The 14426-nt window shown below is 43.4% G+C and carries 19 protein-coding genes and 1 tRNA gene; 10 read left to right on the top strand and 10 right to left on the bottom strand.

Translation table 11 applies throughout. The annotated features are described in order from the left end of the window. Positions 1-7 precede the first annotated feature (7 nt). Together Q8P13_05030 and Q8P13_05025 are read left to right on the top strand one after the other, a co-directional pair. Positions 8-559 (top strand): GNAT family N-acetyltransferase, encoded by a 552-nt coding sequence (locus Q8P13_05030; protein MDP2671789.1) that lies wholly within the window; start codon positions 8-10, stop codon positions 557-559. Positions 560-700: 141 nt separating this feature from the next. Then, positions 701-1486 (top strand): hypothetical protein, encoded by a 786-nt coding sequence (locus Q8P13_05025; protein MDP2671788.1) that lies wholly within the window; start codon positions 701-703, stop codon positions 1484-1486. A 68-nt stretch (positions 1487-1554) separates the two neighbouring features. On the opposite strand, the gene Q8P13_05020 is transcribed toward Q8P13_05025, so the two are convergent. The 3 genes from Q8P13_05020 to Q8P13_05010 form a co-directional block, all read right to left on the bottom strand. Continuing rightward, the gene (locus Q8P13_05020; protein MDP2671787.1) at positions 1555-1770 is read right to left on the bottom strand and encodes a hypothetical protein; all 216 of its coding nucleotides are present in this window, start codon (positions 1768-1770) and stop codon (positions 1555-1557) included. Positions 1771-1880: 110 nt separating this feature from the next. Next, on the bottom strand, positions 1881-2822 hold the full coding sequence (locus tag Q8P13_05015) for a lysophospholipid acyltransferase family protein (GenBank protein ID MDP2671786.1): 942 nt from the start codon (positions 2820-2822) through the stop codon (positions 1881-1883). A 204-nt stretch (positions 2823-3026) separates the two neighbouring features. Then, entirely contained in the window at positions 3027-3512 is a 486-nt protein-coding gene (locus Q8P13_05010) for a hypothetical protein (protein ID MDP2671785.1), read from the bottom strand. Between the two features lie 119 nt (positions 3513-3631). Between Q8P13_05010 and Q8P13_05005 the strand changes: the two genes are divergently transcribed. Next, the gene (locus tag Q8P13_05005; GenBank protein MDP2671784.1) at positions 3632-4960 is read left to right on the top strand and encodes a hypothetical protein; all 1329 of its coding nucleotides are present in this window, start codon (positions 3632-3634) and stop codon (positions 4958-4960) included. 19 nt (positions 4961-4979) lie between these two features. Here the strand turns inward: Q8P13_05005 and Q8P13_05000 are convergent, their stop codons facing one another. Next, positions 4980-5405 carry a DUF1801 domain-containing protein gene (locus Q8P13_05000; GenBank protein MDP2671783.1) on the bottom strand — a complete coding sequence of 142 codons (426 nt, stop codon included), beginning with the start codon at positions 5403-5405 and terminating at the stop codon, positions 4980-4982. A gap of 110 nt (positions 5406-5515) precedes the next feature. Next, the gene (locus Q8P13_04995; protein ID MDP2671782.1) at positions 5516-6061 is read right to left on the bottom strand and encodes a helix-turn-helix domain-containing protein; all 546 of its coding nucleotides are present in this window, start codon (positions 6059-6061) and stop codon (positions 5516-5518) included. Positions 6062-6231: 170 nt separating this feature from the next. Between Q8P13_04995 and Q8P13_04990 the strand changes: the two genes are divergently transcribed. Both Q8P13_04990 and Q8P13_04985 read left to right on the top strand, forming a co-directional pair. Further along, positions 6232-6561 carry a DUF5674 family protein gene (locus tag Q8P13_04990; protein MDP2671781.1) on the top strand — a complete coding sequence of 110 codons (330 nt, stop codon included), beginning with the start codon at positions 6232-6234 and terminating at the stop codon, positions 6559-6561. Further along, positions 6558-6842 carry a hypothetical protein gene (locus tag Q8P13_04985; protein ID MDP2671780.1) on the top strand — a complete coding sequence of 95 codons (285 nt, stop codon included), beginning with the start codon at positions 6558-6560 and terminating at the stop codon, positions 6840-6842. The genes Q8P13_04990 and Q8P13_04985 overlap by 4 nt, the downstream gene beginning before the upstream one ends. A gap of 85 nt (positions 6843-6927) precedes the next feature. Here the strand turns inward: Q8P13_04985 and Q8P13_04980 are convergent, their stop codons facing one another. Continuing rightward, entirely contained in the window at positions 6928-7503 is a 576-nt protein-coding gene (locus Q8P13_04980; GenBank protein ID MDP2671779.1) for a hypothetical protein, read from the bottom strand. 251 nt (positions 7504-7754) lie between these two features. On the opposite strand from Q8P13_04980, the gene Q8P13_04975 reads away from it, so the two are divergent. Together Q8P13_04975 and Q8P13_04970 are read left to right on the top strand one after the other, a co-directional pair. After that, positions 7755-8243 (top strand): copper resistance protein CopC, encoded by a 489-nt coding sequence (locus tag Q8P13_04975; GenBank protein MDP2671778.1) that lies wholly within the window; start codon positions 7755-7757, stop codon positions 8241-8243. Further along, positions 8240-8956, top strand: coding sequence for a plastocyanin/azurin family copper-binding protein (locus Q8P13_04970; protein MDP2671777.1), 717 nt, complete (start codon positions 8240-8242; stop codon positions 8954-8956). The genes Q8P13_04975 and Q8P13_04970 overlap by 4 nt, the downstream gene beginning before the upstream one ends. 175 nt (positions 8957-9131) lie before the next feature. Here the strand turns inward: Q8P13_04970 and Q8P13_04965 are convergent, their stop codons facing one another. The 3 genes from Q8P13_04965 to Q8P13_04955 all read right to left on the bottom strand — a co-directional run bounded on the left by Q8P13_04965 (position 9132) and on the right by Q8P13_04955 (position 10379). Further along, positions 9132-9851, bottom strand: a complete 720-nt coding sequence (locus tag Q8P13_04965) for a sulfite exporter TauE/SafE family protein (GenBank protein ID MDP2671776.1) — start codon at positions 9849-9851, stop codon at positions 9132-9134. A gap of 66 nt (positions 9852-9917) precedes the next feature. Further along, positions 9918-9992 (bottom strand) — tRNA-Pro (locus Q8P13_04960). Between the two features lie 180 nt (positions 9993-10172). After that, on the bottom strand, positions 10173-10379 hold the full coding sequence (locus Q8P13_04955) for a hypothetical protein (GenBank protein ID MDP2671775.1): 207 nt from the start codon (positions 10377-10379) through the stop codon (positions 10173-10175). 144 nt (positions 10380-10523) lie between these two features. Here Q8P13_04955 and recA point away from each other — a divergent pair, with 144 nt between their 5' ends. Further along, positions 10524-11552, top strand: coding sequence for a recombinase RecA (gene recA / locus Q8P13_04950; protein MDP2671774.1), 1029 nt, complete (start codon positions 10524-10526; stop codon positions 11550-11552). Positions 11553-11606: 54 nt separating this feature from the next. Here the strand turns inward: recA and Q8P13_04945 are convergent, their stop codons facing one another. Further along, complete coding sequence (locus Q8P13_04945) at positions 11607-12065, bottom strand: hypothetical protein (protein ID MDP2671773.1); 459 nt, start codon at positions 12063-12065, stop codon at positions 11607-11609. Positions 12066-12138: 73 nt separating this feature from the next. Here Q8P13_04945 and Q8P13_04940 point away from each other — a divergent pair, with 73 nt between their 5' ends. Beyond that, positions 12139-12798 carry a RecX family transcriptional regulator gene (locus Q8P13_04940; GenBank protein ID MDP2671772.1) on the top strand — a complete coding sequence of 220 codons (660 nt, stop codon included), beginning with the start codon at positions 12139-12141 and terminating at the stop codon, positions 12796-12798. Positions 12799-12913: 115 nt separating this feature from the next. Continuing rightward, a complete protein-coding gene (gene rny, locus Q8P13_04935; protein MDP2671771.1) occupies positions 12914-14386 on the top strand; it encodes a ribonuclease Y in 1473 nt (490 codons plus the stop codon). Positions 14387-14426: the final 40 nt, after the last annotated feature.

Genomic DNA, 14426 nt, shown 5'->3' with positions numbered 1-14426 from the left:
AGAATTTATGGTAGGAAAAATAGTTTTTGAAGGAAAAAGTAAAAAAGGTCGAAATTTTCTTATTCGATATATCCAAGACGGAGATGCAAAGGCAATGTGTGACTACATGAACGTCATCTCCCAGGAACGAACCTTCATCAGCTATCAGGGGGAAGAGTTGGTGCCTGAGGAAGAGAAAAAATATGTTGAGCGGAAAATCGAGGCGGTTGAGGAAGGCCGGTCGGTAGAGTTACTCGCCTTTTTTGGAGAAAAATTGATTGGAATTGTGAATTTGGATTTGGGTGTCAGAACCAGTCAACATATTGCTGGCCTGGGAATTTCCATTGCTCGCGGTTTTCGCGACGAAGGGATTGGCTCGAAGTTTTTTGAAACTGTCATCTCGGAAGGGAAGAAAAATCTCAAGGGGCTTGAAATAGTTAAACTTTCAGTCTTTGCCAAAAATGAAAAAGCCAAGCAGATTTATGAAAAGTTTGGCTTTTCCGAATATGGCAGACTTCCCGACGGTGTCAAGCTGGAAAAGGGCCACGACGACCATATTCTCATGTACAAGAGAGTTTAATTTTTCGGATTGAACTTGATACTAAGATAGCGGCCGAACCGCGGGACCGCGAAGTCGAAGCGAAGAAGTCTCACACGCGAGCAGTGAAAAGATTTGGTTTGACTTAGAGTAAAAAAAACGCTAAAGTAAAGATAGAAAAATATGAAATTTTCAAACCGAAAAACTTTGCTTTTAGCATCCTTCTTTTGGATTTTTTTACTTATTGCACCTCCTTTGTCTTCGGCAAACCACTCTTGGGGTAATTTTCATTGGGCACGAACAGCCAATCCTTTTACTCTTAAAACTGGAGACAACGTTTCCCTAGCTTGGGACCAGTATTTGCGGACTACCGCCTCTGACTGGAGTCAGTCGTCAGTTCTTGATCTAGCGGTTGTAGCTGGATCGACTAATGCCCGGCGCTGTCGGCCGACAGCTGGGCGTCTTGAAGTTTGTAGCTACACCTACGGTAGAAACGGTTGGCTTGGGCTTGCTCAAATTTGGGTGAGTGGGGGTCACATCACTCAAGCAGTAACCAAACTGAATGATACCTATTTTAAAACTTCTACCTACAACAGTCCTGGCTGGAGAAATTTGGTAATGTGTCAGGAGGTAGGACATACCCTGGGACTTGATCATCAGGATGAGGACTTCTACAACTTACCCCTGGGAAGTTGCATGGATTACACGAGTGAGCCGACGCCTAACCAACACCCGAACCAACACGACTATGATGAGCTGGAAACCATTTATAGTCACCTTGATAGTTTCACTAGCCTCAAAGCTACCAGCCAAAAACTTCCACAAGCCCAAGGAGAAAAGAACCAGAATTTTGAGACTCGAAAAGAGTGGGGACGCGAGCTGAAGAAAAATCGAAGGGTGGGTCTTTACCAGAGAGATTTGGGTCAGAAACACAAGCTAGTTACCTTCGTTGTTTTCGCTGCCGACTAGAAAAAAAATAATTAGAGCTAGAGCTTTTGTAGACAAAAATTTTCCGAAACCTCTCGAATCCTCCGTCCTTACAAGTTTAGAAGCTTCAAAACTTCATAGAGAATAACTGCTGGCCAAAAAACAGCCTTTGCAATTCCCAGTAGCACTGCCCAAAAGCTGTCAGCTCGTTGTAAGAAATAAATCAGAGCTCCAATGATGCCCAAACCGTAAATAGCCCCCGAACCAGTGTTGTTGATTACCTTTTCAACATGTTGAACTTTGAATAAATTATTTTCTTCTGCCATCTTTGTGAATCACCTCCTTGATTTGAATATACAACAAAAATAGCCAAAAGGCTTTAAAGAAGTTAAGTGGTCGAGTTTGCAGGATCTACTCGACCACTTTACATACCTCCTTAGCTCACTCCAAGACGTTCGCGGCGAGGTTTGGCGTAGAAGCCGGCGTACTGCGGGTGACCGTTTTCGATCATGAGTCGAGCAATTCGGCGCATGACCAGATCGCACAGGGCTCGATCCTCACTGACACCGTAGCGTTGGCTGATCTTTCGGGCACGAGTCTCGGCTTCCTCAGAGCTGATCGGTTCACCAAAGATGACCGTGATTTTGCTCAGCGGTTGAGGTCGCCAACTCCCAGGCTTCCACATCTGATCCGTGCCGATCTGGGCTACGGGCAGAAGGTTCGTTCCCGGGTGTCGCAAGGCAGTTGCCACTCCGTCATGGACTTTTTTCATTCCCGGCTCCAAGACACGAGTTGCCTCGGGGTAGAGGAGAGTCCAGTACCTCAAGCCAAGGAACTTTCGCATCAGTGGGAAAGCTGCGGAATTGATGCGCCTAGCGTTTCTCAAATGCGTTTTGCGTTCGGCAGGGGTCAGGGTGCGCAGGAATTCATTTTCGAGCATTCGTTCCGGAACAATGGGTATGTAGTCCCCACCTTCAAGAACTTTGCTGAGTATGGGTCGGCGGTTGACGAAGACCATGCCGATGACAGAGCGAAAATGGTCTTCGGCGAGTCGGACATGCCCGAGAAACCTGATGGCAGTTTGGGGAGTGAAGGCATCAGGTATCGCTTTGTGGTTCCCCACTACTTGGGTACCCTTGCGGCTGGCAATAGCCGTCTCGACGTTTTCTTTACCCCTTACTTCCAGAGTGCCAGTCCACCACTTCAGGTAACCCAAAGGAAGAATGACCGCCTGGGCAAGTCTCCAGATGATTTCGTCACGAGGATGAAATCCCGCAGGGTCATCGTCATCAAGCTGCAGGCCACTCTTCGTATCCTTGAGCCAGTGACGGAGTCTTTCACCAATAGCGATCACGCCAGTAGCGACTAAAAGTACCACTAGCTTGTATCCTCGGTCCCTCTTCAAGATCAGTCTCCTTCTTTTGATCTGTCAATTCTTAAGAATTCGGGATTTTACAATTATACGTCTAGATAGCAAAAATGTTAAAAAGTTGACCAAATATAAACCCAATTTGGAGAGTCTAGCTGCTTTAAAAGGCAGATGGTTGCAAGCAAAGAAGCGTTTTGAATATGTCGAGGCGAGTCAAAGTTTAGTCGTTGCCCAAGGTAAATACTTCTTAAAAAATAAATTAACCCTGTTGGCATTTTTGAAAAAGACAAACCACAATATTAGCGTCACTGCAAAGCTGATAAGGTAGAAAAGAGGTAGTTCAAAAGGTCCAATTTTAATCCAGTTAGGCCAGGTAGCGTCAGTACTATTCCACTTTCCCAGACCGTAGTATGGATTAACAACGAACCAGAAAAAATCTTCAACTACACTGCCAATGACGTAAGCAATGGCAAGTGTTCCAACTATTCGTGATTCAAGACCGGCAACAATTATTACAGGAAGCAGAAAGAGTGGAACCATTACCCGAAGAATCCAAAAATCTGCCGAGAACCCGAAAAGCATCCTTTCACCAAAGACTCCACCGGTTTGACCTTCCATGGCAACTGCCATAGCCGACATCGCCATAAAGGCAAGAAGGATGGAAACAAAAATTGCCATGTACTTGACTCTACCAATCATATTTTATTTTCTATCTTAACACCAAAGTGCTAGAAGGGTAGCCTCTAATTGCTTATATAAGCTTTAACTTTAGGAACCAGATCGTTTCTTTTTAAATATCCAGATCTTATAATCAAAGCATGAGTGAAATTGAGAATTCCGGACCAGAAGCAATTGATTTTGATGCTAAAAAGGCCCAAGAGAATTTCCGGGCTGGAAAAGAAAAAGATTTTTCCAAACCACCAGCTGAAGCTGCTTTTGGAGTCAAGCTTCTGTTTTCCAAAGAGGACGAGGGGTTTAAATTTACTCCACAAGAGGCAATTGATGCGTACAACGAGTTTGCGATCCAGGTTTTGGAAGCAAACGAAGGTTGGAATCCGGAGGAAGTAAAGGCTAGAATTCTTGAAGCAGAAAAAAAGTATAATCATAAATTTTTTGGGGTCCAGTACTCTTCTGAATCGAACAGAGTATTGGTCAGTGGAAGACACCGTTTGGCATCTCTTCGGGAGTTGAGCCTAACAACAGAAGAAGAAAATCAGAGGTTAAACTCTTTGGAGACAGACTTCCGGGCGGTGGTTGATGATATTGCTAATAAGATTCCTGATGACAGAACAGAAATAGAGGTTGGGGTTGAGTCAATTCTAGTCAATAATATGGCTCAGAACTACGAAGAGGCGAAAAGACTGCTCCTAGTCGGGCCAAAAATTGAGGGGTTTGGAACTACCGAAGATCCAAAAATTCCCAATGAGAAAGTTCTGCAGTTTTTGCAGGCTACCTTCAGCCCTGAAGGAGTTAGAAAAGCAAAAATTGCAAAGATTTCGAAAAATGATCAGTATCAAATATTTATCGGGGAAAAGGATATTCAAAGAGGAAATGAACTGCACCAGAGAAATATTGCTCACTGGGAGGGTGTAGTCTTGATCGCAGATGACAGAGACCGCTATCTTCAAGCTGCTATGTTCCTTGAAGGAGTAGATGATCCAAGTAAAGTCAAAAACCTTTACAAGGTTCGAGCTACAGCCGGTGACCACGGAGGTTTCCATCATATTGAGTTGAGGGCCTTTGGGGTAGAAAAGCCAGGAGATTATGATTATTTAGCGGACATAGATTTGGAGTCTGACGAGGATAAAATGAGGGCCTTTATTTTGGGTACGGTCTCACATGAGTTTGCCCATCGCTTTGGTTTTCAAGGAGATCAAGAAGCTCGAACACAGTATAAGAATATAGTTGAAACCGAGGCATCATCTTTAAGAAGAAAATTTGTCAGTGATTACGCTTTAAGGCACGCTGATATCTATGGAAGTGGTGAGGACACGATAATGAGCGAGGACTTTGCTGAATCTGTCAGAATTTACACTACCAACTCGAGATACCTGCAAGAGAATTACCCCAGAAGATTCGCTTTTATCGAAGATCGCTTGCCATTTATAAAACCAGATAACGCAGTTGAATTTGCCAGAGCTTCCTAATAGGACAAAAGGTTTGTTCTCAACCCACTGCTTTTTTCACGAGCGCGGTGATTTCTGCTTCTTCGGCATCTGTTAACTTCGTGATCGCGAAGGAGGTCGGCCACATGTGGCCTTCGTCTAGCTTCGCTGTATCATTGAAGCCGAGCGTCGCGTACCTTGATTTGAACTTTGACGCAGCTGTGAAGAAACAGACGACCTTGCCGTCATTATTAGCATACGCGGGCATACCGTACCAGGTTTTCGGCGAGAGCTCTGGCGCGCTTTCTTTAATGACAGTATGGATCCGATTGGCCATGGCGCGATCCGGTTCCGGCATTTCGGCGATCTTAGCGAGCACGGCGCTTTCACCGTCCGCCTTGTTTGCCCGCAGTTCCAGGGTGCGCTCCTTCATTGCGTCTCGCTCTTCGTCTGAAAATCCCTTGGTTTTCTTCTTGTTCGCTGTCATAGAGGATTCCTTTCTATTGTAATTAAATAGTTTTACTTCAGTCACAATAGCCTAAACTGGTTTCTTAATTTCAGTACAACTAAATTTTCGAGTAGGCCTACTCTTTTTGTTTAACCAATCTTTTCTTCTATTCTAGACAACTTATCCTCTATTCGTCTCAAAGCTTCCATCATCTCCAAATGATGTGGAGGTGGTCCGTGATGAGGCGGAGGCGGTGGAGGACCATGATGCCCCTGTGGCGGGGGTAGTGGTCCTGGTTCATGTGGTGGGTTAACTGGTATGTCTGCCATTCTTGTCACCTCCTCTCGTAGAATTTCAAGTTTATTTAATAAATCTTCTTCTGTTTCACTTTCTGTATCGGCCGCTATTTCTCTGCCATCAGGAAACCCGTAAACTATTATCTCTTTACTATCGGTATCCCTAACCTTTAGTGGAAACCTAGTCACCCAAGGATATCTATACCTGATTCGTTCTACCAGTTTGTTAAGAGCTGCCAGAGTTAATTCAGCACGGGAGAAATACAACACACCACTGACTTGGTAAGAGTTTATTTTGCCGTCTTCAGCAAGTCGATATATTCCCTGTCTATAAAAGTACTTCTTCCCGAGAAGTTCTTCCAATTCCTGAGCTGTGTACAAATTAGCTACCTTTTCCATAGAAATTGTTACAAGTCTAACTGGAATTGTAACAGAACTGGCGTATATGTCAAGTTTTGGGGTTTTATAGAAAATGCTAGAATATCGATCAAAGGGAAGTTTCCGAGAAATACTGCATTTATCATTATTACGATCGATATTTTCTCACTACGTGTTAAAATGGCAGCTGTATGTTGTTACTAATTGATAAGTCAATCTCAGAAGAAAATCTCAAGAAAGCAGCCGAAGAGTTTGATGGCTATATTAAAGTAGTCGTCGATATTGAAAAAGAAATCCTAACGGCCGGAGGTAAAAGACATTTTGACGGAGAGCAAATGTTGTTGCAAAACGGAAGTAAGCAAAGCAGTCTTTGGGGTGGGGGTTTAGATTTAGAAACAGGTGAAATTGATTACGACTCAATGATAAACTTAAGACCTATTCAGAACAATAATAGTCGTGAGGTGTTGGATGAGGAAACCCGCTCGGCAATGACAGAAATTATCATTAAGCTACTAAAATGACTGCACAAGAAATAACTTTAAACATTGCTGTAAATTTAGGGAGACTGGGTCGTTGGGCAGATGAGGGAAAGACAGCACGGATCCCCGCCTTTATTAGTGAGACTCAAGATTATTTAATTGAATTAGAAAATGTTAAGAAGAATTCTCGGTTTGAAAAAACAATTCAGGATTTCAAATCTGCCTTTAACGAATTAAAGAGCAAATCTTCATACGACGAAGTTTGGGCCGAAGAGGCCTTAACATGGGCTAACATTCTTCAACATCGAGCAAAACTTGCCTAAATTTGGTCGTCCTTGTTGGACTACACTTCGCTAAAGCTTCGCGCAGCAGGCAATTTGAGAAATCTCTGGACTTAGGAACACTTCTTTAGATCTTTTGGATTTTTAGGGTGACAAAGAACTTTGTAATTTCCGCATCTGTTCCCAGTGTTCCGGTTGTGATATTTGATTCAATAGTTGCGGTTGAAGAGGTTGTGTAGTTCACCTGCCATTCTTTGAAACCTGGGTCAGTTTTATAGTTAGTCGGAACTAACGTAATTTCCCCGGTGGTCTTTGGTTCTGTTTCTGACCAACTGTACTTGTTTGACAACCTCAGAAAAACTTGTTGGCCATTACTTATGGCAAAGAACTGACCAAAGTCTTTTTCAGTAATAATTAATTCCCCCTCTTTCTGAGTAGTAGCACCCTCCTCGACCGTTTTCGTATCTTCTTTAGTATTTGCTGCGGTTGAATTTTTTCCAACACTTTTTGTTGCCGTTTTATTATCGGCCTTGTTCGTATCAGTTGTCTTTTGGTTGTCCGATACAAAAGTTAAGTACAATACAACAGCTAATATTATCAGGGCAATTATTGAAACCACCCAAACCAGTTTCCTTTTAGACAAACTACTCACTTTATTATTGGGAGTGTTTGGTTGGTTTGTTGAATTTGGATTCTCGACCATTGAGTAAATTATATCCTTTCTTGTAAGTATCGCAAACTGGTTATTTTAATAAAGGAATTGTGGACGGGTATATTTCGTTTTTGCTCGGCTTTGGAGCTGTAAGACAGGTAGACGATGTAAAATTCTAAAGAATCTTGTGTTAAGAAACTTCAGGCACCTCTGGTCTCAATTAAATTCTTTTAATTTCTCTCCTGCAAATTTAAACCGTTTTCAGTCAGGATTTTAATTTTATGTGTTAGAATAGCTTTAATATGAAAAAAGTGGCGATTATTTCAGCTGGCGTAGTAATTTTGGCATTAATCACCGTAGTTCTTATCCTTTACTACAACAATATTAAGACAGGTGAGGACACAACATCTTCACTAACTTCTTCTACAAATTCAACAGACGAGGCTACCTCAACAATCCCTACAAACACAGAGTTTATCCAGGAAACTTTTCAAAACATTAAGACGCCCCATTATGTGTCTAGCGCCCCAGCCAATAATGAGCTGTTAACCACAAGTTTAAATCAGGTATCAATTCAGTTTAACTTTGACCTGGCGAACAACTCGACTATTGAAGTCACACGCGATGGGGTTAGTGTTGTTACCGGAGAAAAGCAAATAAGTTCCGATAAGCTTAATATTAATGTACCTATAAACACCTCTCAAACTGGAAACTACTCCGTTTCTTATTCTGCTTGCTGGCCAGATGGAAGCTGCCATCAAGGTTCTTTTGGCTTCTCAGTTAAGTTATGAAACGAACTTATATAATTTTAACTGGGATAGCTGCTACTTCTTTACTGATTGTGGTTGGAGTGGTGTTTTTTCTCAACCAAGACAAAACTTCCTCCAAGGGACAGAAGAAAACCCCTCATTTCCTGGACTCAACCCCACTACACAACGAAACTTATGCAGCCCAACCAATAAACGTGACAATAAACTTTGATTTTGACCTCTCAGATAAAAGTAGGGTATCTGTTACTGATAAATCTGGGAAGGAGTGGTCAGAGGGAGAAGTTTTAATTGAGGATTCCAAAACAGCTCTGAAGAGGATGCTTAAGGGAGAGATGCTTAATGGCGAATATTTAGTAAAATATACGGCTTGTTGGCCTGACGATAGCTGCCACGAGGGTAATTTTTCCTTTACAATTGATTTTTCAAAAAAAGCCTCATACAAAGATTTAAGAGGTCAAACAGAAGTTGCGATTGAAATGAAAGATATTAAGTTTGGGGAGGATAAAGTAATTATTTCACCAGGAACTAAAGTTGTTTGGGTAAATCAAGATAGTGTTGGACACTTTGTTAATACAGAAACTCACCCAGAACACACTTATTTTCCACAACAGAACTCAAGAGAGTTAACTCAAGGACAAACTTTTTCTCAAATCTTCACGACTTTAGGTCAATATAATTACCACTGTAGTGCTCACGCTTCAACAATGTCTGCAAGTCTAATTGTATCTAATTGACGTGCTTATTAGCCTCAGAGGTTAGATAACACTTCAGCCTTGATATATTATGATATAGAGTAACTCAGGCACAAATTGTGTTGGTCGGCCTTGTTGGACGTATCAGGAAACTTTGTCCTCAGACGAACTCTTTAGATTTCAGCCCCGCGAACCTAAATAGGTTTTTCTTGGCTAGTTAAAACAACCAATCGTAAATAAACTTCAAACCAATCAAGAGAATTGCTACCAAAACAACTTTCTTAAATTTATCTTGGGGCAAACGTTGAACGATTTGTTTTCCAGTAAACGAGCCCGCAAAAGCCAAAACTACTAACACCGGTAAATACCAGTAATACTTTTGGTCTAAGAAGCCTTGTTGTAGGTAGACCGGAATTCTTGTTAAGTCAACCGCAAGGGCGATAGAAGCAGCGGTGGCAATATACTTTTCTTTTGGTAACCCAAAGGCAGTCAGAAACGCTCCTCTCAAGGCCCCTCCTGTTCCAATGAGTCCGGCCAGAAATCCAGACAGACTTCCACCAATCACTGCATTGGTTGTTGTAGCACTAAACTGAAAAATTTCCTTCCAAAGAGAGTAACTGGCGTACATTATTAAGAAGGTACCAAGAATACCTTTCAAAACCTCTTGGTTAAGTTGAGCAACAAGTAAAGCCCCGACCAAAGTTAATACAACGCTAGGAATCCCGAACTTAATAATAAGATTTCGGTCTAACCCGTATCGGAAAAAACTAATCCTGCCGATACTTCCGGCAATATGAAGGAAAGCAACTAAGACTAAAGCTGTCCGAAAATCAAAAAACAGTAACGCTAATGGGAGAAAAACAGTGGAGGAGCCAAAACCAGCAGTTGTGCCAATGATTTCAGCGACATAGGCGGAGAGAAAAAACAAAATATTCACCCCTAAATTCTAGCATAAGGTTCGATTAAATTTTAGGGTTGAGAAGGGTTTTAGCTTCAAAAACCTTGGTCGGGGTGATAGGAATCGAACCTACGACATCAGGACCCCCAGCCCTGCGTTCTACCACTGAACTACACCCCGATATTATTAATTTGTGAAGTGGGAGGACCAGTCGGTAAGACTAGCCTACCACTGAACTAAGGGCTTTTAAAGCCCGCAGGATCTTTTTTGATATAACTCTCAAAAAAGTCCTACTCCCCGAACTAAAGGAGTTAGCAGATTATATTTACTTTGCGGTCAATCTTCAATGCTAGAAAAATTTTAAGATTTGTTGGTTAGGGAAAAGATAAATGAAATGGCAAGGGAAGCGATTGCTATCACTCCTAGGACCTGCAGAGTTTTTGAGAGTGCGGTGCGAAGTTCCTCAGAAGGAGCAAGATCAAGAATCAAAGCAATGGCGAGCAAAGCACAGACCAAAATACTGATGAAGGCAACTAGAGTGAGTACTGACCTAAAGCTTTTGTCCATTATCTTTATTTTAGAGCAAAGCAGGATTTAAAAGCAACCATCCAGAAAAATCCCCAAAAATGATCGCTTGTCACACCCCATTTCTTATGGTACGTTAACGATAATATCTACTCTTATAAGACTAATTTTTAAGGAGGAATTCACATGTCTACAGACGGAAAACTAGAAGCCATCAAAACTGCAATGGCGGAAATCGAAAAACAGTTTGGTAAAGGCGCGATCATGAAGCTCGGAGAAGCTGGGGACAAGATGAATGTAGATGTCATTCCGACCGGGTCTTTGGGTTTGGACATGGCTCTTGGAGTCGGGGGTTTGCCAAAAGGAAGAATTGTGGAAATTTTTGGCCCGGAAGGCGGCGGAAAAACGACTCTTGCTCTTCATGTCGTTGCTGAGGCTCAGAAAAAAGGGGGAACTGCCGCTTTTGTCGATGCTGAGCATGCACTGGACCCACAGCGAGCGGAAACAATCGGGGTTAACATCAAAGAATTGCTTATTTCCCAACCAGATACCGGTGAGCAAGCTCTCGAGATAGTTGAGACTTTAGTTCGCAGCGGAGCAATTGATATTGTGGTCATTGATTCGGTGGCGGCTCTAGTTCCTCGCGCTGAGGTTGAAGGGGATATGGGGGATGCGGTCGTCGGTCTTCAGGCTAGGCTTATGTCTCAAGCAATGAGAAAGCTTACTAGTGCAATTTCCAAATCAAACACTTTGGTAGTTTTCATCAACCAGCTGCGGGAAAAGGTGGGAATCATGTTCGGCAATCCTGAGGTGACCCCGGGTGGACGAGCCTTGAAGTTTTACTCCTCAGTACGTCTTGAGGTCCGTCGGGTTGAGAGCATTACCGATGGAGACCGAGTGGTGGGCAACAAAGTCAAAGTCAAAGTCGTCAAAAACAAAGTTGCGCCGCCCTTTCGAACAGTCGAGTTCGACATTATGTTTGACAAAGGTATTTCCCGGGAAGGCTCGATGCTCGATGCCGCAGTTGATACTGGAATCATCCAAAAAGCCGGAGCTTGGTTTGAGTATGACAAACAAAAAATTGCTCAGGGACGGGAAGCAGCCAAAATGTATTTAGCTGAAAACACCAAGATCTATGCTGAGATTGACAAAAAAGTTCGAGAAGCAATGGCGAATGGTAAAACTCCGATGGTTGTAGGTCCAGAGGAGGACTAAACCAGTCGGAAAGAGTTTCTCTCCGACTGGGTTTGAGCAGTCCGTGGCTGACGTCTACTTCACGATGCCTAGTGTTTTCAGTGGGCGCTTCCAGAGAGAAGGTTTTGTTGCTGCAGCTGGGTGGGTTTCTTCAATCTTGATGATGACGAAGTCGTTGTCAGGGACCTTGACCTTGGCCCCACCATCCCAGAACTCCGGACTCTGTCCCCAGCGTGGAACAACTTTCAGGGTTCTCCCCTCGTAAAGGACGGGATAGAGGCCAGTGGCTTCTCGGGCGCGGACAAGCTTGTACTTCGGTTGGGGACTAGCCTTCCTCGAGTTGTACTTGGCGATTTTGTCGCGCGGCCAGATACACACTCTTCCCTCGTTGATGAGTTTCGGGTGAACTGCCCAGACCTTACTCTCCATGAGCTGAACAGTGCAGACGAGATCTTTACCATGTTGGGTAATCACGACCTGTTCGTCAGCAACGAGGGTCTCACCTTTCACTATGACAACACCTGGAATCGGCATGATCAGACTCCTTCTTTGAATTCCGCTCAGTTACGGCGTATTATACTAAAAAGTAACCTCAAAATCAATTTATATGGGCTTAATTACTGCTGTAGAAAAACAAAAGAAAAGAGCTGACCGAGTCAATGTTTTCATTGACGAGGAGTTTGCTTTCGGAAGTTCAGCCGAGATTGCTTACCTCAACAAGCTCAAAATCGGTAGGCAAGTTACTGACAGCGAAATTAAGGATCTCATTCACAAAGATCAAGTTGAAAGACTACTAAACAAAGCCCTGCGTTTCCTCGGCTCCCGACCTCACTCGGAAAAGGAAGTCAAAGACTATTTGACCTACAAGGGCAAGCTCAAAGACCTGGAAACCGAAGAAGAGAAGCAGGAATACTTAGGTTCCATGGACCAAGTTACCGCTAAATTAAAAGAACTTAATTATTTGAATGATACTGAATTTGCTAGTTGGTGGGTGAAAGAAAGAGGGGAAATAAGAAGTATTTCAGAGAGAATCTTGAGAAGTGAGCTAGTCATGAAGGGGGTCAACAAAGAGGTTGTTAACGAAGTTTTGAACAAAGTTGAATCAGAAGAAGAAAAAGCAAACAAGATTGCGCAGAAAAAAGCAAAAACCTTGAGGGGTTTAGCAAAGGAGGAATTTCGGCGAAAACTTAGTCAGTTTTTGGCCCGCCGTGGCTTTGCTTGGGACCTAATCAAAAAAATCGTTGACAGGCTAGTGCAAAAAGGCTAGAATAGTGGAACGAAAAGATAGAGAACTTTTCATTGTTATATCAAGCAATTCTCTTACACGTCTCGGAGACGAGGCGAACTTTGCCCAAGGAAAGGTAAAAAGGTGAAAATAATTTATGGATCCAATCGCAATAGCAGTGATAGCCCTCTTGGTCGGAGGAGGGGTTTCCTACGTTTATCAAAATAAAATTCAGCCAAACAGCAAAAAGGCCGCGAAGCCAGAAACTGCTGCTTCGGAAATTGTTCTAGAGGCGAAAGAAGAAGCCCTAAAAATCAAAAAAGAAGCTGAGGAAGAGGCGCGCAAGATTCGTTCCGAGGTGCTCGGACTAGAGTCTCGTTTGGCAGTCAAAGAAGAATCAATCGAGAAAAAACTGACTGAAGTGGAGAGCAAAGACAAAACAATTCAGGACAAGGTTGACGATCTAGAAAAAACCAAAGCTGAGCTCGGAGCCAAACTCGAAAAAGTCGCCGGCGTGACACGAGAGGAAGCAAAAAAGCTTATTCTTGATGCAACTGAGTCACACCTTAAAGAAGAAATCGCCCGTCGGATTCGAGAAGCAGAAGACCAAATCAAGCGCGAAGCCGATGAAAAAGCCAAAGGAATTTTGATTGACGCGATGAAGGCCGGAGCCACCGACTATGTGGCCGAGTACACGACTTCCACGGTGAAACTTTCCGATGAAGATATGAAAGGTCGCATCATTGGTCGAGAGGGGCGAAACATCAAAACCTTTGAGGTAGCGACCGGAGTCGACGTTGATCTCGATGATACACCGGGAAGTATCCGACTTTCCTCTTTCGATGGGGAGAGACGAGAAATTGCTCGGGTTGCTCTTGAGCGCTTGATGGCTGACGGACGAATCCAACCAAGCCGGATTGAAGAAATCGTCGAGCAAGTGCGCAAGAACTTTGAAAAAATCCGCCGTGAGGAGGGCGAAAAGCTTTTGACTACAGTTGGGGTCCACAACCTTCCGGCCGAAATTGTCGAAACACTCGGCAGATTCAAGTGGAGATTTTCCTACGGACAGAACTTGATGCTGCATACGATCGAAGAAACGAAAATCGGCATGGCAATTGCGCGCATGGTAGGAGCTGACGTCAACATCGTCCGCTTGGGTTGTCTCTTCCACGATATTGGCAAGGTTTTCACCGGTGAGCAAGAAGGAACTCACGTTCAACTTGGAGTCGATTATCTTAAGAAATTTAACGTCGATCCCAAAGTCATTGCTTGTGTAGCTGAGCACCACGAGGATATACCCTTTTCTCAGGTTGAGTCAGTCATCGTTTGGATTGCGGACGCCATTTCCGGTTCCCGCCCCGGAGCGCGCCACGAATCAGTTGAAGACTACATCAAACGGGTGACTGAAATCGAAAATGTGGCGAGCTCTTTCCAAGGTGTTGACCGCTCTTTCGCGATCGCGGCGGGTCGGGAAGTCCGAGTCATTGTTTTCCCAGAACAGATGGATGATGCCAGCATTGAAAAGTTGGCTCATGACATTGCTGACAAAATTCATGACTCGATCACTTACCCGGGACAAGTCAAAGTTACCGTGATGCGAGAAACAAGAGCGGAGGCAATAGCTAAATAGTTATAAGATTTATGATGTCAGCTTTAAGATATCTTAAAAC

The organism is bacterium (assembly GCA_030704665.1).
Taxonomy (GTDB): domain Bacteria; phylum Patescibacteriota; class Microgenomatia; order Woykebacterales; family RBG-16-39-9b; genus JAUYID01.
The sequence above is the reverse complement of the archived record's forward strand: the minus strand, read 5'-3'. Positions and strand labels throughout refer to the sequence as shown.

What these genes read in the sequence shown, in the direction of transcription:
- Q8P13_05030 (MDP2671789.1), top strand. Translation starts at nt 8, where the DNA reads ATGGTAGGAAAAATAGTTTTTGAAGGAAAAAGTAAAAAAGGTCGAAAT.
- Q8P13_05025 (MDP2671788.1), top strand. Translation starts at nt 701, where the DNA reads ATGAAATTTTCAAACCGAAAAACTTTGCTTTTAGCATCCTTCTTTTGG.
- Q8P13_05020 (MDP2671787.1), bottom strand. Translation starts at nt 1,770, where the DNA reads ATGGCAGAAGAAAATAATTTATTCAAAGTTCAACATGTTGAAAAGGTA.
- Q8P13_05010 (MDP2671785.1), bottom strand. Translation starts at nt 3,512, where the DNA reads ATGATTGGTAGAGTCAAGTACATGGCAATTTTTGTTTCCATCCTTCTT.
- Q8P13_05005 (MDP2671784.1), top strand. Translation starts at nt 3,632, where the DNA reads ATGAGTGAAATTGAGAATTCCGGACCAGAAGCAATTGATTTTGATGCT.
- Q8P13_05000 (MDP2671783.1), bottom strand. Translation starts at nt 5,405, where the DNA reads ATGACAGCGAACAAGAAGAAAACCAAGGGATTTTCAGACGAAGAGCGA.
- Q8P13_04995 (MDP2671782.1), bottom strand. Translation starts at nt 6,061, where the DNA reads ATGGAAAAGGTAGCTAATTTGTACACAGCTCAGGAATTGGAAGAACTT.
- Q8P13_04990 (MDP2671781.1), top strand. Translation starts at nt 6,232, where the DNA reads ATGTTGTTACTAATTGATAAGTCAATCTCAGAAGAAAATCTCAAGAAA.
- Q8P13_04985 (MDP2671780.1), top strand. Translation starts at nt 6,558, where the DNA reads ATGACTGCACAAGAAATAACTTTAAACATTGCTGTAAATTTAGGGAGA.
- Q8P13_04980 (MDP2671779.1), bottom strand. Translation starts at nt 7,503, where the DNA reads ATGGTCGAGAATCCAAATTCAACAAACCAACCAAACACTCCCAATAAT.
- Q8P13_04975 (MDP2671778.1), top strand. Translation starts at nt 7,755, where the DNA reads ATGAAAAAAGTGGCGATTATTTCAGCTGGCGTAGTAATTTTGGCATTA.
- Q8P13_04970 (MDP2671777.1), top strand. Translation starts at nt 8,240, where the DNA reads ATGAAACGAACTTATATAATTTTAACTGGGATAGCTGCTACTTCTTTA.
- Q8P13_04955 (MDP2671775.1), bottom strand. Translation starts at nt 10,379, where the DNA reads ATGGACAAAAGCTTTAGGTCAGTACTCACTCTAGTTGCCTTCATCAGT.
- recA (MDP2671774.1), top strand. Translation starts at nt 10,524, where the DNA reads ATGTCTACAGACGGAAAACTAGAAGCCATCAAAACTGCAATGGCGGAA.
- Q8P13_04945 (MDP2671773.1), bottom strand. Translation starts at nt 12,065, where the DNA reads ATGCCGATTCCAGGTGTTGTCATAGTGAAAGGTGAGACCCTCGTTGCT.
- Q8P13_04940 (MDP2671772.1), top strand. Translation starts at nt 12,139, where the DNA reads ATGGGCTTAATTACTGCTGTAGAAAAACAAAAGAAAAGAGCTGACCGA.
- rny (MDP2671771.1), top strand. Translation starts at nt 12,914, where the DNA reads ATGGATCCAATCGCAATAGCAGTGATAGCCCTCTTGGTCGGAGGAGGG.